Origin of the sequence: Halomonas sabkhae, assembly GCF_030409265.1 — a bacterium.
Classification (GTDB): Bacteria; Pseudomonadota; Gammaproteobacteria; order Pseudomonadales; family Halomonadaceae; genus Halomonas; species Halomonas halmophila.
The window spans coordinates 270,105-292,929 of the sequence record NZ_JAUFPM010000001.1; the positions used below are offsets into that span (position 1 = coordinate 270,105).

The window sequence follows — 22,825 nt, forward strand, 5'->3', positions numbered from 1 at the left end:
TGGAGAACATCATGCGCTTTGATAAAGCCTTCCTGGTTTCCGCTATCTGCGTCAGCGTCTCAGTGGGTGTCAGTGCAAAAGAAGTATCATGGAGTGTGACGTCCTCGGAAAATTCCCCTTTTTCCAGGCTAGCTGCCATGGATGAAGGTGCTGAGATTCTGTCATTAGCATGTGTCAAGCCCGATATTGATGATGCTGTATTGTCAGCACAGCGAAATCTTCTGGTGGGAATGCGCGCAAATGATAGTGTCGCGATTCTGGTGCACCAGAATCCTGCGGACAAAATCTCCCCTCGGTTGAATCTTGAATCCATCAAGAATGGCGAAGTCGTCGCACGAACGCAGATGGCCTATGTTGACGATTTTGAGGCCTATTTCACGTCGTTCGGCGCGATTGACTTCATGAGCTATTTTATGGAGTCGACCACCCTGAAGTTTCAGGGAAGTAACGGCGCATTGAAGCCGGTAGAGGTCGATTTTGCCGGAGTCTTTCGTGACAGCTTTGCCCCCATGGCTGAGGAGCATTGCGAGTCCAGCACGGCCAGGACCATTGCCGGCGTTATTTCACCGCCTGAACAAGGTAGCATCACCGAGCCAATGAGTTGGCAAGAGGCGTCAGGCTGGCCATCGAAGAAGGGGACGTATTTTCTTTTACGCCGCTGGAGTGATAATGGGTTGGTTACCCAGCTTTCCGATGGCTCGGATCAAACGGTTGCGACGCTGACCACGCTGGATAGAAAAAAGTCGGCATCTTCCAGCGATGATTTTCTTGTCGATGCGGGTAACCGCTACTTCTTCCGTGCTGGCCACAATGAAAACGCCCGTGCTGTAGTAGCCATGACACATGCCGGTGACCTTAGCCGTTTCACGACTGAAGATAGCTTTGCCGGATCCCTCGGATATGCTGCCCCACTGGGTGATGGTTGGATTCTGATTGCCGGCGGCGTCTTTCATCTGTCGGCTGGTGACGAGCTCAGTAACTTGGGCGAAAACACTGCCCGGGGTTCCTTTCCAGCCCAGCCTATAAGTGTAGGGGATCGGGTCATTTATATCGATAGACATCCTGAATATGGTGTCGAATTATTCGCCACGGATGGCACCGTGAATGGCACCGGAATGCTGCTTGATATCAATGACCGGGTGTATCGTGACGAGCGCACCCGAGACTCCAATCCACAGCTCGAGCATGCGGTGAGAATAGGAAACCGCGTTGTGTTTACCGCCACTGATGTGAGCATTCCCAGCGGCAGTGCACAGAACAATTATCATATATGGAGTAGTGATGGAACCGCTGAAGGGACGCTGAAACTGCCGACTGATGATTTTTATTCGTCCTTTTCCAACTTCATTGAATTTGAAGGTCGGTTGTATGTCACGGCTCGCCCGCGTAGTAATGGGGCTGATGTTCTCTACAGCACTGATGGTACACCCGAGGGAACGCGAACTCTCGCCTCGACTGATACTCTTGTCAAGGCAGCCGGGGGTGATCCTGAGAAGGTGCGTAGCTTCCTGGGAGAGCCTACCAGAGCCGGCAGTCGACTGATCTTACCTTTGCTGGGGACACCGCTTGGTCGGGAGCGCGGCAACCCTTTATTCGAGATCCTGCCCGATGGAGAACTGAATCAGTTGTCCGAAACCAGTCAGAACATCGGGGACTTGTCTAGACGCTTGCGCCAGACAGGCCTCTCTGCCGGAGGATTACTCTTGTACGCCGGTACCGCGGTAAAGGATTCGACTACATTCAAGGGGAAACAGTCGTCGAATGTCATTCGTTCCGTCGATCCGGATAGCGGTGACACCAACATCATTCACGAATTTCGCAGTGGAGAAAAAGTCGATTGGTCGCCGAACCTGCCGCGATGGTTAGCGGCGGCAGATGTCGTAGCATTCGTCACCCGACTCTCCTCGGGCCGCAACATTATCGCTACCGATGGCACGGCCGGCGGGACTCATTCCTTGTCACAGGCCTCCAGGATTCCAGCGATTACGGAATTCGCCTTCAGTGATAAAAACATCCTCTGGATTGAAGACGACATTTTCTACTCTTTCGACCCGAATCAGTCGGAGGTGGTGGTCTTGTTTGATTCCGATACGGCGAAGACGTCCAGGCCGGGCAATGCACTGCTCGGGACGATGCGACTGCACTGAAACTGCATGTATGCTCCTGCGTTCCGGGGCGGTATTCCAGCCCTGGAGCGTCATGTCGTGTCACTTGTCAAAACCGATTAGTAGGAGCCGCCTTATCGTTTTGCTGCTTACGACACCAGCCACTGCGGACGTCCTCGAGCGTCTTTTCGCATTGCGGCACCCCATGGCTTGACGTGTCTGGGCAGTGCGCGGCGAGATTCCTGCGCCGAGTTGTTGTGTGTTCACAATAGTTAATGTAACTCCGCCGCTGTCGAGTATAAGCGAGCCCCGCTGCGTCGGGGCTTGTTATTGAGTCGGATCATCCTTGTACGCCGCTTCCATCCCCTCAACCAGGTTGAACTGATCGCCCTCGACTGAGGTCTGTCATTCTGAGCGGTTGAACCCTCAAGCTGATACATTATGGTTAAAGATGATAGTTCCTTGAAGATCAGGATGGTGCTTCAGGGTAGCCACTGAGGCCATGGAGCCGCGCCACATGGATTCATCCATCAGAAGTTCAGACTTCTCCAAAAAGCTGGGCGGCTCGAGCCTTGGTGGGTCGGACTCTTCGCTACTGCGCCCCCGAAGCCGGTTCGTCAGGCTGGGGCTGCTGACCTTTGTGGCCAGCTTGATGGTAGCGGTCGGCGTGGTATTCCATGAGCAGCGGGAAGTGGTGGAAGCGCGCAAGATGGAGGCTGCCTATCAGGCAGTCCATCAGGCGCGATTGTTGGAGGTCCGGCTGACTCATGCCCTGGGGGCGGCTTCCAGTCTGGCGGCATTGCCGCTCGACGCCCCCGACCTGGAGAAACGCTTCGAGCGTGTCGCGTCTCAGCTGGAGGCAAGCCACCCGAACGTGGCGGTGCTGACTCTCGCGCCGGAAGGCATGGCGCGCTACCGCTATGCGGCGCAACGCGACGGTAGCGACGAGGGCTGGGAAGAGCCGGCATCCATGACGCAAGCGGCCCCGGCCGCGGTGGATGACAGCTTGCAGCTGATGGGCCCGATGACGCTGGAAGATGGCACGCAGGTCCTCGTGGGACGCCACCCCTTGATGAGTGACCAGGCGCTCAGGGGCTACAGTGATGCGGTGGTGTCACTCACGTCGCTGCTGTCGGATTCGGGCCTTCAGGCGCTCGGCCAGCAGGGTTATCGGTTTCAGGTACTGGCCGAAGAGGAGGACGGCGCCTCGAGACAGGTGGTTTTGCGTAATACCAGCTCTATTCTGGAACAGCCTGTCGAACATGATATGGATATCGCCGGCAGCACCTGGACGCTTGCCATGGCGCCGGCCGCAGGGTGGCTTCCCGCCGGCTGGCTGATGTCGAGCCTGGGCATGGCCCTGGGTGTCTCTGGCCTGCTGGCCTATCTCGTCAAGAGCGTGACCGAATTGCGCTGGCGCCGTCACACGCTCGAGCAGCAGGTGGAAGAGCGCACGCGCGATCTGCGCAAGAGCCTCGATCGTTTTCAGTCCCTGATTGCGGCGACCAATACGGGGGTCTGGGAGTATACGCCCAGCCGGGATATTGCCCGCTTCAGTCCCGAGTATATTGCCATGATGGGCTTCGATCCCGACGACTATCCCGCCGATGGCCGGGCCAGCATCGAAGAACTATGGAGTGACCTGCTGCATCCCGATGATCATGACAAGGCCATCGAAAATCTGCAGAACTTCCTGATCGATGATAGCGGCCAGATGTACGAAGGGCGCTTTCGGATGAAACACCAGAATGGTGACTGGCGCTGGATACTCTGTCGTGGTCATTTCATCAATCTGGATGACGAGGCCGACCGAGTGATCGTGGGCAGCCACATCGATATCACCGGGCAGGTCGAAAGTCAGCGTCAACTCGATCTGGCCGCCGAGGTCTTCGAGAAGACGAGCGAAGGTATCGTCGTGACCCTGCCGTCCGAGGAGATCGTGCTCGTCAATGACGCCTTCATGCGCATCTCCGGCTATAGTGAGCAAGAGGCCATAGGGGCCAGGCCCAGCATCATGGCTTCAGGGCGCCATGACCACTTCTTTTTCGAAAAAATGTGGCACAGCATACTTAACCACGGGTCCTGGCAGGGCGAGGTCTGGAATCGGCGCAAGAATGGTGAGGTCTGCCCGCAGTGGTTGACGATCTCCGAAGTTCGCGACAGCGAGAATACGCTTACCCACTATATCGGCATCATCAGCGACATGAGCCGCTTGAAGCAGGATCAGCAGCAGATCCACCAGATGGCCTACTATGATCCCCTGACCAGCCTGCCCAATCGGACCATGCTGGAAGAACGCGCCGAGATGGCCATCAACTCAGCCAGTCGCCGCAAGGCGCATCTGTCCTTGATGTTCTTCGATCTGGATGGCTTCAAGAGCGTCAATGACGCCAGGGGACACCAGGTCGGCGACAAGCTGTTGAAGGCGTTCGCGGAACGCGTTTCGCCCCTGCTGCGCAAGCAGGACACCTTCTCCCGCCCGGGCGGCGACGAGTTTGTCATCCTGCTGCCGGATTCCGATGCGAGGGCGGCCATCCGGGTGGTGCAAAAGATCCTGGCCTCGCTGGAGTTCTCTTTCGATATAGACGGCGAGGAAATTCACATCGGGGGCTCGGTGGGAATCGCGATCTACCCGGAAGATGGCGACTCCATGAGCCAGCTCTATATCAACGCCGATACCGCCATGTACCGAGCAAAACAACAGGGTCGCAGTACCTACAGCTTCTACTCGGAGCTGGACGCAGTGGATCAGAACCGCTTCTGACAAGCGTGAGGCAGGCTCGAAACGGTAATTCAGCGCGAAACGAGTCCGGGTGTTTCAAGGACAACCAGGCTCTGAACGGAGCTTCCTGATGGCAAGGTCGTGCCTTCTGAGCAGCACCATGTGATAACAGGAGAACCACCATGGATTATGTAGAAGGTTTTGTGGCTGCGGTACCCACCAACAACAGGGAAGCCTATATCCGGCATGCGATGGAAGCGGCCGCTCTGTTCAAGGAGCATGGTGCCACTCGCCTGGTCGAATGTTGGGGGGATGACGTGCCGGCGGGAGAAAAGACATCCTTTCCATTGGCGGTGCAATGCCGTGATGATGAAACCGTGGTCTTTGCATGGGTGACATGGCCCTCGCGGGAATCCCGGGATGCCGGCATGAAGGCCCTTCAGGAAGATCCACGCATGCTGAACAATCCCATGCCATTCGATGGCAGCCGACTAATTTATGGTGGCTTCCAGATGGTAGTGGATGAATAGTCGCCGATCGGCCTGATGCCGTCGGACCAGGCGGTTTTTCGCCCACCCCAAGACGAAGCCCCTGAAAAGCTGGATAATGGCGGGCCACGCCGCTCAGGCCGCCTGAATCCATCAATCCGGTGCTTTGTCCATGGAAATCAAGGTCAACTATCTCGACAACCTCCGGCTGGAGGCCAGGTTCGATGACTTCACGGTCATCTCCGACCAGCCCATCCGCTACAAGGGCGATGGCTCGGCGCCGGGCCCCTTCGACTACTTCCTGGCGTCGTCGGCGATGTGCGCGGCCTACTTCGTCAAGGTCTACTGCAACGCGCGGGACATTCCCACCGAGAACATCCGGCTGTCGCAGAACAACATCGTCGACCCGGAGAACCGCTACAAGCAGATCTTCAAGATCCAGGTCGAGCTGCCGGAGGATATCTCCGACAAGGACCGCCAGGGCATCATGCGTTCCATCGAGCGCTGCTCGGTCAAGCGGGTGGTGCAGAACGTGCCGGACTTCCAGATCGAGGTCGTCGAGAACCTGGACGAGGATGCCCAGGCGCTGCTGATGGCCGAGCCGGAGGAGGGCGCGAACACCTGGATCGAGGGCAAGGACCTGCCGCTGGAGCAGACCATCGCCAACATGACGCGCATGCTCGAGTCGCTGGGCATGCAGATCGAGATCGCCTCCTGGCGCAACATCGTGCCTCATGTGTGGTCTCTGCACATCCGCGATGCCCACTCCAACATGTGCTTCACCAACGGCAAGGGCTCCACCAAGGAGAGCGCCCTGGCCTCGGCGCTGGGCGAGTTCATCGAGCGGCTGAGCTGCAACTTCTTCTACAACGACCAGTTCTTCGGCGAGGCCATCGCCCACAGCGAGTTCGTGCATTATCCCGACGAGAAGTGGTTCCAGCCCGGGCCCAATGACGAACTGCCGGCGGGCATCCTGGATGAGCATTGTCGCGACTTCTACGACCCGGATGGCGAGCTGCGCGGCAGCCATCTCATCGATACCAACTCCGGCAGGACGGATCGCGGCATCGTGGCGCTGCCCTTCGTGCGCCAGTCGGATGGCGAGGCGATCTACTTCCCCTCGAACCTCATCGAGAACCTTTACCTCAGCAATGGCATGAGTGCCGGCAACACCCTGGCCGAGGCCAAGGTGCAGTGCCTGTCGGAGATCTTCGAGCGAGCCGTGAAGCGTCAGATCATCGAGGAAGAGATCGCCCTGCCGGATGTGCCGCGGGCGGTGCTCGAGAAGTATCCGCGGATCCTCGAAGGCGTCGAGGCCCTGGAAAAGCAGGGCTTTCCGGTGCTGGTCAAGGATGCCTCGCTGGGCGGTGATTATCCGGTGATGTGCGTCACCCTGATGAATCCGCGCACTGGCGGGGTCTTCGCCTCCTTCGGCGCCCATCCGAGCTTCGAGGTGGCGCTCGAGCGCAGTCTCACCGAGTTGTTGCAGGGCCGCAGCTTCGAGGGCATGAACGACTTCATGCCGCCGACCTTCAATTCGCTGGCCGTCACCGAGCCCAACAACTTCGTCGAGCACTTCATCGACTCCTCGGGCCTGATGTCCTGGCGCTTCTTCAGCGCCCGCTCGGATATCGACTTCGTCGAATGGGATTTCGCCGGCACCAACGAAGAGGAAGCGGCGACACTGTTCGGTCTGCTCGAGGCGCTGGATCTGGAGGTCTACGTGGCCGTCCACGAGGATCTGGGCGCGCCGGTGTGCCGAATCCTGGTGCCGGGCTACTCCGAGGTCTATCCGGTCGAGGATCTGATCTGGGACAACACCAACAAGGCACTGCTGTTCCGCGAGGACATTCTCAACCTGCATGCGCTCGACGATCAGCAACTGAGGGATCTGCTGGAGCGGCTGGAAGACAGCCAGATCGATGATCACGAGGACATCATCACCCTGATCGGCGTCGAGTTCGACGAGAACACCGTCTGGGGGCAGCTGACGATTCTCGAGCTCAAGCTGCTGATCAACCTGGCGCTGGGCCAGCAGGAAGACGCGCTGGAACGCGTCGAGATGTTCCTGCAGTTCAACGACAACACCGTCGAACGCGGCCTCTTCTACCAGGCCGTCAATGCCGTGCTGGAAATCGCCCAGGACGATGAGCTGGAACTGAACGACTACCTCGAGAACTTCCAGCGCATGTTCGGCGAGGCGACCATGGCCGCGGTGGTGGGCTCGGTGAACGGCGAGGTGCGCTTCCACGGTCTCGAGCCGACCAGCATGCAGTTGGAGGGCCTGGAACGGCACCAGCGCCTGATCGACAGCTACAGCAAGCTGCACGCGCACCGCGCCGCCAGGGCGGAAGTGGCCTCACCGGCTACCGCCTGATCGCTGAGGGTGTTGAAGCGACAAAACCCCGAGTCAGTTCTCTGGCTCGGGGTTTTTAGTGGTCGCTTTCACTCAAGCCCTTCAGGTCAGCTGATTCTTCGCGGCGCGGGTGGTATTCAGCAGCAGGCAGGCGATGGTCATTGGGCCGACGCCGCCGGGCACCGGCGAAATGGCACCCGCCACTTGCGAAGCGCCGTCGAAGTCCACGTCACCGATCAGCTTGCGCTGCCCGTCGACCTCGATGGCATTGATACCCACGTCGATGACGGTGGCCTCGGGCTTGACCCAGTCAGACTGGATCAGCCCCGGCGAGCCGGTGGCGGCAATCAGGATATCGGCCTCCTGGCAGACCTTGCGGATGTCGCGGGTCCGCGAGTGGGCGATGGTCACCGTGCAGTTTTCCTGCAACAGCAGCGCGGCCATGGGCTTGCCGACGATATTCGAACGCCCGACGATCACGGCGTTCTTGCCGCTGAGGTCCTGATGCACATGGCGCAGCATGATCAGACAACCCTGGGGCGTGCAGGGCACGAGTGAGGCACGACCCTGGGACAGGGCGCCGACATTGGCCGGATGAAAACCGTCGACATCCTTTTCCGGCAGGATGCTCGAGATGATCCGCGCCTCGTCAATATGCTCGGGCAGGGGCAACTGGACGAGAATGCCGTGTACCCCGGGGTCGTCGTTGAGCTCCTGGATCAGGGCATCGAGCGTGGCCTGGCTGGTGTCAGCTTCCAGGTAATGCTCGAAGGAGGCTATCCCGGCTTCCTTGGCGCGCTTGATCTTGTTGCGCACATAGATCTGGCTGGCGGCATCGTCGCCGACCAGCACCACGGCCAGCCCGGGAACGCTCTCGAAGTGGTGCTTGAGCCACTCAACCTCGGCTGCCGCGTCCTCGAGCACCTGGCTGGCAAGCTGCTTGCCATCGATTACTTGCGCCATCTGCAGCCTCCCGTTCACTTGAAGATAATGGTCTTGTTGCCCGACAGGAAAATGCGGTGCTCAGTATGCAGTTTCACCGCCGTTGCCAGGGCCATGGTTTCGGTATTGCGCCCCAAGGCTACCAGTTCATCCGGGTAGTAGGCATGGTTAACCTGCTGCACCGACTGCTCGATGATCGGGCCCTCGTCCAGGTCGGCCGTCACATAGTGAGCCGTGGCGCCGATCAGTTTGACGCCGCGTTCGAAGGCCTGGTGATAGGGCTTGGCACCCTTGAAGCCGGGCAGGAAAGAGTGATGAATGTTGATCGCCCGTCCCTGCAGCTTCTGGCAGAGGTCATCCGAGAGCACCTGCATGTAACGAGCGAGCACCACCAGCTCCGTGCGGGTCTCCTCGACGATCTCCATCAGCCTGGCCTCCTGCTGAGGCTTGGTCTCCGGCGTGACGGGAAGGTGCATGAAGGGGATACCCTCGCGCTCGACGATCTCTCGCAGATCTTCATGGTTGGACACCACGCCGGTGATCTCGATGTTCAGCTCGCCCTTGTGGTGACGATACAGAAGATCCACCAGGCAATGATCGAAGCGCGACACCATGATCAGCACCCGGGGAGGGGACTGCAGGTCGTGCATGCTCCATTCGAGATCCAGGCGCTCACCCACCTCGGCAAAGCCGGTCTCCAGGCTGTCGAAGCTATGCTGACTGTCCTCGAGGATGCTGAACACACAGCGCATGAAGAACTGGCCCGAGATCTTGTCATCAAACTGGGACAGCTCCGTGATGTTGCAGCCACGCTCCGCAAGATAACTGGTGATGCTCGACACGATCCCGGTGCCGGTCTTGCAGTTCACCTTCAAGACGAATTGGTTATCGGTCTTATACTGGCTCTGCATGAGTCTACCTCTTCTTCTGGTTTTGTGGCGCTGGCAGGACGTTGCTGGCGACTTACGGTCGATGATGGGCAAGTGGTCATGGTGGATGCAAGGAGTTCGATGCCGATGTTATGAATCCAGTTCGAACGATGGCTCAGGCGCGCCCCTGAAGCCCGTCAATCGCCGGCACGTTAGGCGCTTGCCGACGTGCCATACGAACCCCCGACTGGCCGGACTCCATGGGGCATCAGGGGTGGAGCTGTCCCTTCTGCGAGCGGTTGCGCCACCCCACAACCCACGCCTCTCATCCCATGGTGGATATTGCCGGATATGACACCCTTGAATAGGCTGCTCAAAAGCCTACAGGGACGGCCGACACCACGACACCCGCAAGGACTGCCGCATCGATGCCAATAGGCCATCGCAGGATGCGGGTAGAGCGGTAGCGTGCCTGACTATGCCGGGTCTCCCGCCAAACCAATTTCAAGCCCACCAGGCTTTGCATTGATTCCATGAAGCACTGGTAATGAAGACTTTGACCAACGGCTTTCCCCGGAAGACTGGATGCCTGTACAGTGTAATTGAATCGGGCAAAACGCGCATGCACGCGAATTCTGCATAGGTAGCCAAGTGCTACACTGCAACAAACAAAATCAATGGGTTATGGCGTTTTGATTGATGAGGTTAAATTCTTGAGCAAGCAAGCGCGTTCAAGTTGTTGAACGAGCGCGCTATCTAATACCTGTTATTCTTAGAATGGAGCTTCAAGCTAGAAACTTTGAATCAAAAATACATGTCGTTTCAATATGCATGGAGTATGGAAGGTTGATATATGCACGTTTATAATGCAGACAGGAACGATTCAAAAAATAAAAGTTTTGTTCTTAAGCATCTAGGTATTTCGCCAGTCTCTGCTGCAGAACGTGTAGAAGGAATGTTCGCGCATCAGAAAATTTGTTCAATTAGGCCTGACCTTTCAGTGGATGTGCACGACCGTTCTGGGGTTGTTATTGAAACAAAAACATTGGAAAAGCATTTAGTAAATTTTTGCAACTACGCAAAACAATTTCATATATCAGAATACTTATTTCAACCAAAGCGCCCTCTAAGATTGGTAGACCTATGGGAAGATGATCCGATAGGTAGTGCTGGGCCCATGGTCGTAGACCCAAATGAAGTGCCAATTTCAAAGGGAGGGGGAATAAAATCTATTTTTTATCCTTTTTCTGGCGTTATTTACCCTCAAGAAGTATATAGTAAAATGTCAAAAAACGAGATTAAGCGGATAAAAAAGTCTTATAGTAATAATGCCGTTTTTAAAGAAGAGATGGGCAAGAGAAAAGCACGATCAAAAGCAATAGGAGAAGATTTTAACCAAGCCCAATATCAGGAAGTTGTTTGGCTAGATCTTACCCTTAAGCTCAGAACCTGGGCTCTCAGTGAGGGGTACGATTCATTTGTTTACTCCAATATAAAGGAGGGAGATGGTGAGGATACCTTTATCACTTTATTACCAGAGCAATTGAAAAGTACGGGTAATGCTTTCAAGTTTTTGGAAGAGAAGTATTTAAGAGAAATGCCACTTGCCATTCAAGAAATGGTAAATTCTTATCATGATTGTTCATTTGAATTAATTCACCATGCGTTATGGGGTCAAAAAAAACCAATGGATTACTGGGAGTTAATAAATTCTCAGTGAAAATATTTAAAAATAAGCATAACAAATTGCAGCACTTCATCCGCTTTGCGGCTCGGGCCTTTACAAGCTGCGCTTGTTTCGGCCGGTGTGCAAAGCGTTATCATACACACGGCCACGCTTTGCTATCTTAGTACCTGAGGTTTTACTCGTTAATCCCAAGCAATCCGTGAAAGGAGTTATAGTTAATGGAGTCATTTACGATTCGTGAAGTTCTCGACGCAGTCTATAGAGGGCAAATTCGTATTCCAGCGTTTCAGAGAGGATTTGTTTGGGAACCGGATAGAGTTGCTTTTCTGATAGATAGTATATACAAGAACTACCCTTTTGGCGCACTCCTGTTCTGGCGGACTAACGAGCAATTGAGGTCTGAAAGGCAGCTTGGGCCATTCGAACTCCCAGAGCCAGACGCTGACTTTCCTATTGATTACGTTTTAGACGGACAACAACGGGTGACCTCTATATTTGGGGTTTTTCAAACCGAAATTAATGGTGACTCAGACGAATGGAAAGAGATATATTTTGATTTTTCACAGGAAGATGATGTACAAGAGACGCAATTTTTCGCTCTTTCCAAAGATGAAGTTGACCTAGAGAAGCATTTTCCGTTAAGGACCATATTTGATACCGCCGCCTACCGACGAAGTACAAAGGATATGAGCGACGAAGTCGCTGCATCCATAGATCGAATGCAGTCTGTTTTCAAAGAGGCGCGAATACCAGTTCAAACCTTTAAAACCGACGAAAAAGAAAAAGTTGCTATAATATTTGAGCGTATCAACAGGCAAGGCGTGCCTCTTGATACGTTGCAGCTTTTGTCCGCTTGGACATGGAGTGAAGACTTCCAGCTGCAAGAACAATTCGAAGAGCTGATAGCTGATCTGAACGAATTCGGTTTCACTGAACTATCCAACGATATAAGTCTTCTTTTGCGCTGCACTGCAGCAATATTGAGTGACTCCTCCAGACCTGAAGACCTGGTGAATTTAAACGGTGCGGATGTTCGAGCACGTTTTGATGAAGTGCTCAATGGAATAAGGGGCGCTTTGGACTTTATGGACTCAGAGTTGTGTCTACCGTCGATAGAAAACTTACCCTACCAAAATATCCTTGTTCCCCTTTCTGTATTCTTCTCCGTACCAGGTGGGCAGCAAGTTATTTTGAATGAACACCAGAAAGAAATCATTAAGAGATGGTTCTGGAGGTCTTCCTTCTCAAAACGCTACAGCAGTGGTGTGTTGCGTCACATGGACGCTGATATTTCTGAAATGAGGAGTTTGAAACAGGGAAACGCGTCTACCCTTGACCAATTCGGGGCTCCGGTATCACCTGATTATTTTCTAGTCAACAGGTTCCAGTTACGCTCCGTAAGCACAAAAACCTTTGTTGCGATGCTTGCACAAAACTCTCCAAAAAACTTGATTGGAGGTGATGTTGTGGATCTCCGCAAAAAGCTTCAGAGGTATAATCGTAAAGAGTTTCACCACCTGATGCCAAAAGCATTTCTTGCGAAGAAGAACAATTCAGAGGTGGGGGAAAGCGTACTTGCAAATTTTTGTTTCATTTCTAGTGCAAATAATCGAGAAGTTGGTGGTGCGGCTCCTAGTGTTTACAGGAAGAAAATGGCTGATAACGTAGAAGAAATACTGAGTTCACACATATGCCCTTATGCTTTATTCGACGATGACTATGACGCATTTGTTAAGAGTCGAGCACAAATGCTCGCAGACCGAGCCATAGGACTATGCGGTTATTAGATGTGGTGCTAAGTAGAGACAAAATTGTGATAACAAAGGGCTTCAACCGACCGCTTAAAAGCGGCGGCTGAGCCCGCCCGTTAGGAGAGAAACCTTGAAGCCAATATTTACGCTTCATGCCGGGGAATTCGTTTTCGGCGAACATGTCGAGCAACGCTTCCGCGACGTCGACCTCTGGGTACCAACCAAGGATACGGGTATTGATTTTCTCCTCTCGGACAAGGCCAATCGCTCCACGGTGTCCGTCCAGGTCATAATGTCTCGCGACTATCAACCCCCTCATGCTTCGACCAAATTTGAGGACTCGTTGCAAGCCGCGGGCTGGTTTGTGTTTTCGAGGAAAGCGTTGGAGAGTTCGCGAGCCGACATTTGGAGTATTGTTCTTATTTCACACCAAAGGAAGTCTCAACCGGTTTTTGTGAATATCGCGCCCACCGAATTGCTCCGCAAATTGGTCGCGATTCATGGCCAACAGAAGAACTATCACCTTTATCCATGGGTTACAGCCGAGGCCTGTCTCGAAGGGCGAGGCATGAATAAGTCCGATAAATCGCGATTCGTCGCAGGCCAATTCGACCTTGGAGAAAGAGATCTTACTCAATACTGGGACAATTGGTCATTTATTGAAGAGCTCGGGATGTGAGGGTGCTTTCACGCTTTCGGGGATTTCTCCTAACACAGAGCTCGAGGGGGCGCTCGCAAGGCTCGCACCCCTTAGCTTCGCGTTAGCTTAAGAGGTTTCATGGAACAGTTTTACGATCAGTCCATTGGGGAAGATTTTCGATCCAAGCTAGCGAGCCTCAAGAAGAAGGTCCGGTCGGAATCCTTTGATGGACAATCACGTGGCTACGGGATAGCAGGCAACACGTTTCGTGCTTATCGCGGCTACAACCTACGACCGAGCGAGGTTTATCGTCATTGGGCTAGTCTCAAAACTGAAGATGTTTTGGGCGGCTACTTTCCAAGCATGACAGACCAAAGAGCATTTGATGAGTGGCATCGTGAGTTGTTTGAGTCGATCTATAATCATTGGTTTTCTGAGCAAGGCCAAGAAATAAGCTTTGCACATACTTCGAAGTTGCTAGATTTATATTTGAAGTGGTTAATGACTAATCAGAAATGCCCTGGTCAACTTGCCTCAGCTATCCTTTATTACGGTTACTGTGCATTAGATAGCCAAATACTTTTCCGGTTAAATCAATGCCTTTCCGGTGCTTTGCCAATCAAAAATCCGACAATGGGCGACATACTGAACAGGAACACCTATGTTTTTTGCCAAGAGCTGATCAAGGATTTTGCTGAAAAATTCGGCGGTACCAGAACACTTTTCGATTTTTACGCTTGGGAGCCGGGTGGCTTCCAGAAAACCAGAAGCTAACCAGCGGCTCCAGCCGACCGGTTTTCCGCTGCCGCTCCAAACCGGCGGCTGAGCCTAGGCGTTAGGCTGCCAGAGATAAGGGGGTGTGAATGGATGACGCGATACCGTTAATGATTGATTCGTCAGTTCTGAAGCAAGTGCCGAAATTGAATTCGGAGCTATTTAATGAGCTAGTAAAATATACTCGCGCAGGTCTGTATAGTTTGTACATCTCTGAAATTGTGGAAAAGGAATTCATATCCTGGGTCAAGGCCGAGGCACAAGGTGCGTTTGACGCAGCAAGTAAAGCGACAAGGTCGCTCAGCAAATACTATGATGAACCTGAAATCCTAGGACTTAATTTTGAATTCAATGTAACCGCCCTCGCTGCGGAAAGCCAAATAAATGGAATCCTTAGAAAAGTGGTAGATAACTGGACTCAGTTTAAACAAAGAACAAACGCCACTGTTCTTCCTATAGAGCCTGACGACGGAAAGCGTGTAATGGATGCTTACTTTTATAGTGAAACGCCTTTTAGTGGTGTGAAAAATCGGAATGATATTCCTGATGCATTCATATATTGTCGCATAAAGGATCTTTTGGAGGTAAATGAGAAAGTGGTTTTTGTGTCTAGTGACAGAAAATTCGTCGAGCAAATTCAGGGAGAAAGAATCATATGTTTCGAAAGCTTGTCCAATCTTTTTTTCCGAAGGGCCTGCAAAGCTGGATGCGAGATTCTTTGGTTCTCTAAGCGCTGACGATAGGTTTTTTGCGTTGGCAGAGATATACGAAGATGAAATACATAAAAAGCTCGTTCAGGAGATCGAGGTGACGGACCTCGATGATATCGTTGGTAACGAGTTTGTAGAGACTGCTGTCGGTGATTACAAGGATATGTCAACTGATGTCATAGAGATGGATAAAAAGTACAAAGAAGCTAAAAAGATTTCAGACCTGGCATATCTCGTATCGTTTGAAGCAAAACTTAAGTGCGCTGTGGAATCTCACTCAAGTAAAGAGCAGTTGCGGGCCGTCGAGGCGGAAAGGTTGAAAAGCATTGAAAAGGAGGTAGATGATGATGGAGATTTCAATGTTACCGAAAAGAAGATGCTGAGCGTGTCTGGTCATTTTAGTCTCAAATTTGACGATTCTGACCCTTCCGCTTGGAAAAAGGTAAAAACATCACGCCTACTTTTTGAGCAGAGCGAAATAAAGGAAATAAGCGTAGAGTTAGAGGACATGAAAGAAAACGCCTAGCTATTCGTTCAAGCGGACCGCTGAAAGCGCCGCTTCGCTCTGCTTTCATCGGCGGCTTAACTCAGCCGTTAACTCCTGGTAAGCGCCACGCTCGCCTTCGAGCGATTGGGCCGTCCGATGGTGCGGGTGATCCAGTCGCCGGTGGCGGCGAGGGTGTCGAGGTCGATGCCGTGCTCGATGCCGAGGCCGTTCATCAGGTAGACCACGTCTTCGCTGGCGACGTTGCCGGCGGCGCCCTTGGCATAGGGGCAGCCGCCGAGGCCGGCGACGGCGCTGTCGATGACGCTGATGCCTTCCTCGAGCACGGCGTAGAGGTTGGCGATGGCCTGGCCGTAGGTATCGTGGAAGTGGGCGGCGAGCTTGTCCATGGGGATGTCGCGGGCGACGGCTTCCAGCATGCGTTTGGCGGCAAGCGGGGTGCCGGTGCCGATGGTGTCGCCGAGCGAGACTTCGAAGCAGCCCATGTCGTACAGGGCTCTGGCGACCCGGGCCACCTGACTCGGTTCAATCTCGCCTTCATAGGGGCAGCCAAGCACGCAGGAGACGTAGCCGCGTACGGGTACATTGGCCTGGCGGGCACGTTCCAGCACCGGGGCGAAACGTTGCAGTGATTCGTCGATGGAGCAGTTGATGTTCTTCTGCGAGAAGGCTTCGCTGGCGGCGCCGAATACCGCGACTTCGTCCACGCCGCATTCCAGGGCGTTTTCGAGCCCCTTGAGATTGGGGGTGAGGGCGGAGTAGGTGACGCCGGGGCGACGCTGCAGCCGGGTCATCACTTCGCGGTGGTCGGCCATCTGCGGTACCCACTTGGGCGAGACGAAGCTGGCCGCTTCTATGTGGTGCAGGCCGGCATTGGCGAGGCGGTCGATCAACTCGAGCTTGGTGTCGGTGGCGATGGCGTCGGGTTCGTTCTGCAGCCCATCGCGGGGGGCGACGTCGACCAGACGGATTTGCTTGGGGAATGCCATTGCAGAGCTCCAATCATTCGAGAGAATCCATGGCCGCGGCTGATCCGGCGGCAGGCCTTGGCGAAGGCGCTGTGAATCCCTCCCTGGACGCTACATTCGCCATCCATGGCGAATGACCTTCGCGACGGCCTGCCCCCGGCGCCGCTTACCCTGGACACTACTTGCCAGGGGTACGGTGGTTACTCGTCTGCTGCGAATTCCAGCAGCACGTCGCCCTGGCCGACGGTGTCGCCGGCCTGGAAGTGGAAGCTTTCCACCTGGCCGTCGGCGGGGGCGGTCAGGGTATGTTCCATCTTCATGGCTTCCATGACCATCAGCGCCATGCCTTTTTCCACCCGCTCGCCGGGCGCCACCAGCAGGGTAACCACGGTGCCGTGCATGGGAGCGGTGAGGGTGGATTCGGCTTCCTGGCGGCCGTGGTCGATGGCGTCCAGGCGTCGCCAGAATAGCCGTGTTTCGCGTTTTGGGTCGACCATGATGATCTCGCCGCCATCCACCAGCCGTGCCTGCAGGCGTCGGCGGTGGCCGTCCAGGGTGACAGCCACGGCGTCGCCTTCGATGGGGTGCAGGCTGCCTGCCAGAGTGGTGTCGCCAACGCGCAGTTGCCAGGCCTCGCCGGGAGCGCTCTGGCGGCCTTCCACCGTGACCAGGGCGTCGTCGTCATCCCGGCGTGTCGGGTCGCTCAGGGCGATGCGAATGGTGTTGTCGCTGTTGAGCCGAAAGCCGTCATGGCGATCCCAGGGGGAGTGGCTCTGCTGTTCGCGGCCGAGCTGATGCAGGCTCACCAGGGCGGCGGTGGCATAGTCCTCGGCGGTGTAGTGGCGCGGCGCGAACAGGTCGCCATGGTGGTGCTCGATGAAGCGGGTATCCAGCTCGGCGGCGGCAAAGGCCGGATGGGTGGCCAGCCGCTGCAGGAAGTCGCGGTTGGTGGTCACGCCCTGGATATCCAGCGCCGCCAGGGCACGATTCAGGGTGGCCAGGGCCTGCTGGCGGTCGTCGCCGTGCACGATCAGCTTGGCGAGCATGGGGTCATAGTGCATGGAGACGCGATCGCCGCTGGCCACGCCGCTGTCCAGCCGCACCTGAGTGGCCGCGAGCCCGGCGCCGTTCAGGTCGAGTGCGAAGCGTTGCAGGGTGCCGGTGGCCGGCAGGAAGTCCTGGGCCGGGTCTTCGGCGTAGAGGCGGGCCTCGAAACTGTGTCCGCTGATGTTCAGGTCTTGCTGACCTAGCGGCAGGGGCTCGCCCATGGACACGCGCAGTTGCCATTCGACCAGGTCCTGCCCGGTGATCATCTCGGTGACCGGATGCTCCACCTGCAGGCGGGTGTTCATTTCCATGAAGTAGAAGGACCCGTCGGCATCCAGCAGAAACTCCACCGTGCCGGCGCCCACATAGCCGATCTCACGGGCGGCGCGCACTGCGGCTTCACCCATCTCGCGGCGCAGCGATTCGGTCATGCCGGGGGCCGGGGCTTCCTCGAGCACCTTCTGGTGTCGACGCTGCACACTGCAGTCGCGTTCGAAGAGATAAACGCCCTGACCCTGGGTGTCGCAGAACACCTGAACCTCCACATGGCGTGGCTGGGTCAGGTATTTCTCGATCAGCATGCGGTCATCGCCGAAGGCGGCGCGGGATTCACGGCGGCAGCCGTCGAGTGCTGCCTGGAAGGCCTCGGCGGACTCGACCACGCGCATGCCCTTGCCGCCGCCACCGGCGCTGGCCTTGAGCAGCACCGGGTAGCCGATGTGTTCGGCCTCGCGCTCGAGCAGGGCGTCGTCCTGGTCGGCGTCGTGATAGCCGGGCACCAGGGGCACGCCGGCATCAAACATGCGGGCCTTGGCGGCGGACTTGTCGCCCATGGCGGCAATCGCTGAGGCGGGCGGGCCGACAAAGGTGATGCCGGCCTCCGCCAGTGCCGCGACGAAGTCGCCGTTCTCGGAGAGAAAGCCGTAGCCGGGATGCACGGCCCCGGCGCCGGTGCGCTGGGCGGCGGCGATCACGGCGTGGATATCCAGGTAACTGGACTGAGCGGCGGCCGGTCCGATGCGTACGGCCTCATCGGCCTCGCGCACATGGCGGGCATCGGCATCCGCATCGGAGTACACGGCCACGGTGCGCAGTCCCATGCGGCGGGCGGTGCGCATCACGCGACAGGCGATCTCGCCGCGGTTGGCCACCAGCAGGGTGTCAAAGGCAGGGCTCATGTTCAGCGCTCCGTGGTGGATGAGGGGGCCGGCGCCCAGACGGGCCGGCGTTTCTCGAAGAAGCTGGTCAGGCCTTCCTGGCCTTCATCGCTGACGCGCAGGCGGGCGATGGCCTGGCAGGTGTGCTCGCGCGTGGCGGCAGTGTCCGGCCCCCGGGCCACCTCGGCCAGCAAGGCCTTGGTGGCGCGGCTGGCCTGCGGCGAGGTGGCCAGGAGGGTCTCGATCATCGCTTCCAGCGCCGTGTCGAGCGCCGCTGGCTCGACGACTTGGTGCACCAGCCCCAGTGCCTCGGCCGTGGTGGCGTCCATGACTTCCGCACTCAGTGCATAGCGACGCATCTGGCGGCGCCCGATGGCGTTCTGCACATAGGGGCTGATGACCGCCGGCGAGAGACCGATCTTGACTTCGGAGAGGCAGAAGCGGGCTTTCTCGGAAGCAATGACGATATCGCAGCAGGCCGCCAGCCCCACGGCACCGCCGTAGGCCGCCCCCTGCACCCGGCACAGGGTCGGGCAGGGCAGGCTATCGAGCCGCTGCATCATGCTCGCCAGCTCCCGCGAATCGGCCAGGTTGTCCTCGAAGTCGTACTCGACCATGCGCTGCATCCAGCCCAGATCCGCCCCGGCAGAAAAATGCCGACCCGCCGAACCCAGCACCAGCAGCCGAATCTCCCCGCGTTCCGCCGCCTCGGCCACCGCCGCCAGGTGCGCATTCAACTCCGCGATCAAGGCATCATCGAAGGCATTGAGCACCTCCGGCCGATCCAGCGTCAGCCACGCGACGCAGCGGTCGTCGGTCTCGAGTCTTGAGTAGTTTGTGTGTGGCATCTCGAACCTCGTTAACAGAGCTTGAAGCCGGAAGCTAGAAGCTTGAAGAACCCCCGATATCTTGCCGCCAGGAGCGTGGGGTAGTGACTTCCAGCTTATAGCTTCAAGCTTCCGGCTCCCTTGCGCAGCAAGGGGTCACATCCTGAACACACCGTATCGGGTGTCTTCGGTTTCGGCGTTCATGGCGGCGGCGAGCGAGAGGCCGAGGACGTCGCGGGTCTGCGCCGGGTCGATGACGCCGTCGTCCCAGAGGCGGGCGCTGGCGTAGTAGGGGTGGCCCTGGTGCTCGTACTGCTCGCGGGTCGGCTGCTTGAAGGCGGCTTCCTCCGCGTCGCTCCATTCGCGCCCTTCGCGCTCGAGCTGTTCGCGCTTGACCTGGGCGAGTACGCCGGCGGCCTGTTCGCCGCCCATCACCGAGATGCGCGCGTTGGGCCACATGAACAGCAGGTTGGGGTCATAGGCGCGGCCGCACATGCCGTAGTTGCCGGCGCCGAAGCTGCCGCCGATGAGCACGGTGAACTTGGGTACCCGGGCGCAGGCCACGGCGGTGACCAGCTTGGCGCCGTGCTTGGCGATGCCTTCGTGCTCGTATTTCGAGCCGACCATGAAGCCGGTGATGTTCTGCAGAAAGACCAGCGGGATGCCGCGCTGGGTGCACAGCTCGATGAAGTGGGCGCCCTTTACCGCGCTCTCCGAGAAGAGCACGCCGTTGTTGGCGAGAATGCCCACCGGATGGCCATGAATATGCGCAAAGCCGGTGACCAGGGTGTCGCCGTAGGTGCGCTTGAATTCATCGAAGGCCGAGTCATCGACGATGCGCCCGATCACTTCGCGCACCTCGAACGGCTTGCGCAGGTCGGTGCCGACGATGCCGTACAGCTCCTGGGGGTCGAGCCGTGGTGGCCTGGGCGCCTGCATGGCCAGCTGGCCGCGTTTCTGCCAGTTGAGGTGTGCCACGCAGCGCCGCGCCAGTTGCAGGGCATGGGCGTCGTTCTCGGCGTAATGATCGGCCACGCCACTCACCTTGGCGTGAACATCGGCGCCGCCCAGGTCCTCGGCACTGATCGACTCGCCGGTGGCCGCCTTCACCAGCGGCGGCCCACCGAGAAAGATGGTGCCCTGTTCGCGCACGATGATTGATTCGTCGGCCATGGCCGGCACATAGGCGCCGCCGGCGGTGCACGAGCCCATGACCACGGCGATCTGCGGGATGCCCTCGGCGGAGAGGGTGGCCTGGTTGTAGAAGATGCGGCCAAAGTGGTCGCGGTCCGGGAAGACCTCGTCCTGGCAGGGCAGGTAGGCGCCCCCGGAATCCACCAGATACAGGCACGGCAGACGATGCTTGCGCGCCACTTCCTGGGCGCGCAGATGCTTTTTCACGGTTAGCGGGAAGTAGGTGCCGCCCTTGACCGTGGCATCGTTGGCGACGATCACGCACTCCACCCCGGATACCCGGCCGATGCCGGTCACCACCCCTGCGCTTGGCACCGGATCGTCGTAGACCTCGTGCGCCGCCAGCGCGGAAAGCTCCAGAAACGGCGACCCCTCGTCCAGCAGATGGTCGATACGGTCACGCACGAACAGCTTGCCCCGCGACTCATGACGCGCCCGCGCCTTCTCGCCGCCGCCCTGATGAACCGCCGCCGTCAACGACCGCAAGCGGCTCACCTCCGCCCGCATCGCCGCGTCGTTCGCCTGAAACCCCTCGCTGCGAGGGTTGATTTGGGTTGTCAGAACGCTCATTTATCCCTCCGGGATAAAAGCTTGAAGCTCGAAGCCGGAAGCTTGAAGAAAAACCACTGGACCCGGGTCTTGAGCTCTTCCAGCTTTCAGCTTCCAGCTTATTTTGATTCGTTAAACACTTCCCGCCCGATCAGCATGCGGCGGATTTCGCTGGTGCCGGCGCCGATTTCGTAGAGTTTGGCGTCGCGGAGCAGGCGGCCGGTGGGGTATTCGTTGATGTAGCCGTTGCCGCCGAGCAGTTGGATGGCGTCGAGGGCGACCTGGGTGGCCTTTTCGGCGCAGTAGAGGATGGCGCCGGCGGCGTCCTTGCGCGAGGTGTGGCCGCGGTCGCAGGCGCCGGCGACGGCATACAGGTAGGCGCGGCAGGCGTTCAGGGTGGTCAGCATGTCGGCGACCTTGCCCTGTACCAGCTGGAATTCACCGATGGCCTGGCCGAACTGCTCGCGTTCGTGGAGGTAGGGCACCACCACGTCCATGGCGGCCTGCATGATGCCGATGGGGCCGGCGGCCAGCACGGTGCGCTCGAAGTCCAGGCCGCTCATCAGCACCCGCGCTCCCTTGTTGACCTCGCCGAGCACATTCTCGGCGGGCACCTGGCAGTCCGTGAAGACCAGCTCGCAGGTGTTGGAGCCGCGCATGCCGAGCTTGTCGAGCTTCTGGGCGGTGGAGAAGCCTGGCGTGTCCTTCTCGATGATGAAGGCGGTAATCCCCTTCGAGCCGGCGTCCGGATCGGTCTTGGCGTAGACCACCAGCACATCGGCGTCGGGGCCGTTGGTGATCCACATCTTGTTGCCGTTGAGCACATAGTGATCGCCGCGCTTTTCGGCCTTGAGCTTCATGGAGACTACATCGGAGCCGGCGCCCGGTTCGGACATGGCCAGGGCGCCGACCTGGTAGCCGCTGATCAGGCCGGGCAGGAATCTGGCCTTCTGCTCGGCGTTGGCGTTGAGCTTGATCTGGTTGACGCAGAGGTTGGAGTGGGCGCCGTAGGAGAGCGCCACCGAGGCGCTGGCCCGCGAGATCTCTTCCATGGCGATGCAGTGGGCCAGATAGCCCATGCCGCTGCCGCCGTCTTCCTCGGCCACGGTAATGCCCAGCAACCCCATGTCGCCGAACTTTTTCCAGAGATCGGCCGGGAAGGCGTTTTGCGCATCGATCTCGGCGGCGCGGGGCGCTATCTCGTCACGCGCAAAGGCGTTGACGTGGTCGCGCAGCATGTTCAGCTCATCGGGGAGCCCGAAATCGAGAGGCTGATAGGGCGAATACATGGCGAACTCCACGGATCGTGTGTGGCGCCTGGGGCGCGACAAGGGTTCATCGGGGTAATGCGCAAAGCCTAAGACAGCTTTACGTTAACGTAAAGGTAATGCGCTCAGAGTTAGACCAAGGTAGATGGGGAGGAGGGAAACAAGAGGGAAGAGGGAAGAGGGAAGAGGGAAGAGGGAAGAGCTGCTATGCCCCCGATTTTGTAGACACCTCCCTTTACACTACGAGGTGAGGTGTCATGATTCTA

At 57.3% G+C, this 22,825-nt stretch carries 17 protein-coding genes; 10 read left to right on the forward strand and 7 right to left on the reverse strand.

All coding sequences use genetic code 11. The annotated features are described in order from the left end of the window. Positions 1-11 precede the first annotated feature (11 nt). From QWY79_RS01200 to QWY79_RS01215, 4 genes are all read left to right on the forward strand, one after another. The gene (locus QWY79_RS01200; protein ID WP_290269068.1) at positions 12-2,147 is read left to right on the forward strand and encodes a hypothetical protein; all 2,136 of its coding nucleotides are present in this window, start codon (positions 12-14) and stop codon (positions 2,145-2,147) included. Positions 2,148-2,622: 475 nt separating this feature from the next. Then, on the forward strand, positions 2,623-4,869 hold the full coding sequence (locus QWY79_RS01205) for a sensor domain-containing protein (RefSeq protein WP_290269069.1): 2,247 nt from the start codon (positions 2,623-2,625) through the stop codon (positions 4,867-4,869). Between the two features lie 140 nt (positions 4,870-5,009). Further along, positions 5,010-5,357: a DUF1428 domain-containing protein gene (locus QWY79_RS01210; protein WP_290269071.1), complete on the forward strand. Its 348-nt coding sequence runs from the start codon at positions 5,010-5,012 to the stop codon at positions 5,355-5,357. Between the two features lie 130 nt (positions 5,358-5,487). Next, the gene (locus QWY79_RS01215; RefSeq protein WP_290269073.1) at positions 5,488-7,692 is read left to right on the forward strand and encodes an OsmC domain/YcaO domain-containing protein; all 2,205 of its coding nucleotides are present in this window, start codon (positions 5,488-5,490) and stop codon (positions 7,690-7,692) included. 81 nt (positions 7,693-7,773) lie between these two features. Here QWY79_RS01215 and folD read toward each other — a convergent pair whose 3' ends face one another. After that, positions 7,774-8,634 carry a bifunctional methylenetetrahydrofolate dehydrogenase/methenyltetrahydrofolate cyclohydrolase FolD gene (gene folD / locus QWY79_RS01220; RefSeq protein WP_290269075.1) on the reverse strand — a complete coding sequence of 287 codons (861 nt, stop codon included), beginning with the start codon at positions 8,632-8,634 and terminating at the stop codon, positions 7,774-7,776. A gap of 14 nt (positions 8,635-8,648) precedes the next feature. Beyond that, positions 8,649-9,524 (reverse strand): formyltetrahydrofolate deformylase, encoded by an 876-nt coding sequence (purU, locus tag QWY79_RS01225; RefSeq protein ID WP_290269077.1) that lies wholly within the window; start codon positions 9,522-9,524, stop codon positions 8,649-8,651. 811 nt (positions 9,525-10,335) lie between these two features. Between purU and QWY79_RS01230 the strand changes: the two genes are divergently transcribed. From QWY79_RS01230 to QWY79_RS01255, 6 genes are all read left to right on the forward strand, one after another. Then, entirely contained in the window at positions 10,336-11,202 is an 867-nt protein-coding gene (locus QWY79_RS01230; protein ID WP_290269079.1) for a hypothetical protein, read from the forward strand. A gap of 185 nt (positions 11,203-11,387) precedes the next feature. Next, the gene (locus tag QWY79_RS01235) at positions 11,388-12,956 is read left to right on the forward strand and encodes a GmrSD restriction endonuclease domain-containing protein (RefSeq protein WP_290269081.1); all 1,569 of its coding nucleotides are present in this window, start codon (positions 11,388-11,390) and stop codon (positions 12,954-12,956) included. A gap of 94 nt (positions 12,957-13,050) precedes the next feature. Further along, entirely contained in the window at positions 13,051-13,599 is a 549-nt protein-coding gene (locus tag QWY79_RS01240; protein ID WP_290269083.1) for a hypothetical protein, read from the forward strand. Positions 13,600-13,698: 99 nt separating this feature from the next. Then, positions 13,699-14,334 carry a hypothetical protein gene (locus tag QWY79_RS01245; protein ID WP_290269086.1) on the forward strand — a complete coding sequence of 212 codons (636 nt, stop codon included), beginning with the start codon at positions 13,699-13,701 and terminating at the stop codon, positions 14,332-14,334. Positions 14,335-14,423: 89 nt separating this feature from the next. Then, positions 14,424-15,071 (forward strand): PIN domain-containing protein, encoded by a 648-nt coding sequence (locus tag QWY79_RS01250; protein WP_290269088.1) that lies wholly within the window; start codon positions 14,424-14,426, stop codon positions 15,069-15,071. Between the two features lie 70 nt (positions 15,072-15,141). Further along, positions 15,142-15,570 carry a hypothetical protein gene (locus tag QWY79_RS01255; RefSeq protein ID WP_290269090.1) on the forward strand — a complete coding sequence of 143 codons (429 nt, stop codon included), beginning with the start codon at positions 15,142-15,144 and terminating at the stop codon, positions 15,568-15,570. 68 nt (positions 15,571-15,638) lie between these two features. Here the strand turns inward: QWY79_RS01255 and QWY79_RS01260 are convergent, their stop codons facing one another. The 5 genes from QWY79_RS01260 to QWY79_RS01280 form a co-directional block, all read right to left on the reverse strand. Beyond that, positions 15,639-16,538, reverse strand: coding sequence for a hydroxymethylglutaryl-CoA lyase (locus tag QWY79_RS01260; RefSeq protein WP_290269092.1), 900 nt, complete (start codon positions 16,536-16,538; stop codon positions 15,639-15,641). Positions 16,539-16,717: 179 nt separating this feature from the next. Next, the gene (locus QWY79_RS01265) at positions 16,718-18,742 is read right to left on the reverse strand and encodes an acetyl/propionyl/methylcrotonyl-CoA carboxylase subunit alpha (RefSeq protein WP_290269095.1); all 2,025 of its coding nucleotides are present in this window, start codon (positions 18,740-18,742) and stop codon (positions 16,718-16,720) included. 2 nt (positions 18,743-18,744) lie between these two features. Continuing rightward, a complete protein-coding gene (locus tag QWY79_RS01270) occupies positions 18,745-19,569 on the reverse strand; it encodes an enoyl-CoA hydratase-related protein (RefSeq protein WP_290269096.1) in 825 nt (274 codons plus the stop codon). A gap of 135 nt (positions 19,570-19,704) precedes the next feature. Next, positions 19,705-21,312: a carboxyl transferase domain-containing protein gene (locus tag QWY79_RS01275; RefSeq protein WP_290269098.1), complete on the reverse strand. Its 1,608-nt coding sequence runs from the start codon at positions 21,310-21,312 to the stop codon at positions 19,705-19,707. A 98-nt stretch (positions 21,313-21,410) separates the two neighbouring features. After that, entirely contained in the window at positions 21,411-22,580 is a 1,170-nt protein-coding gene (locus tag QWY79_RS01280; protein WP_290269100.1) for an isovaleryl-CoA dehydrogenase, read from the reverse strand. Positions 22,581-22,825 lie beyond the last annotated feature (245 nt).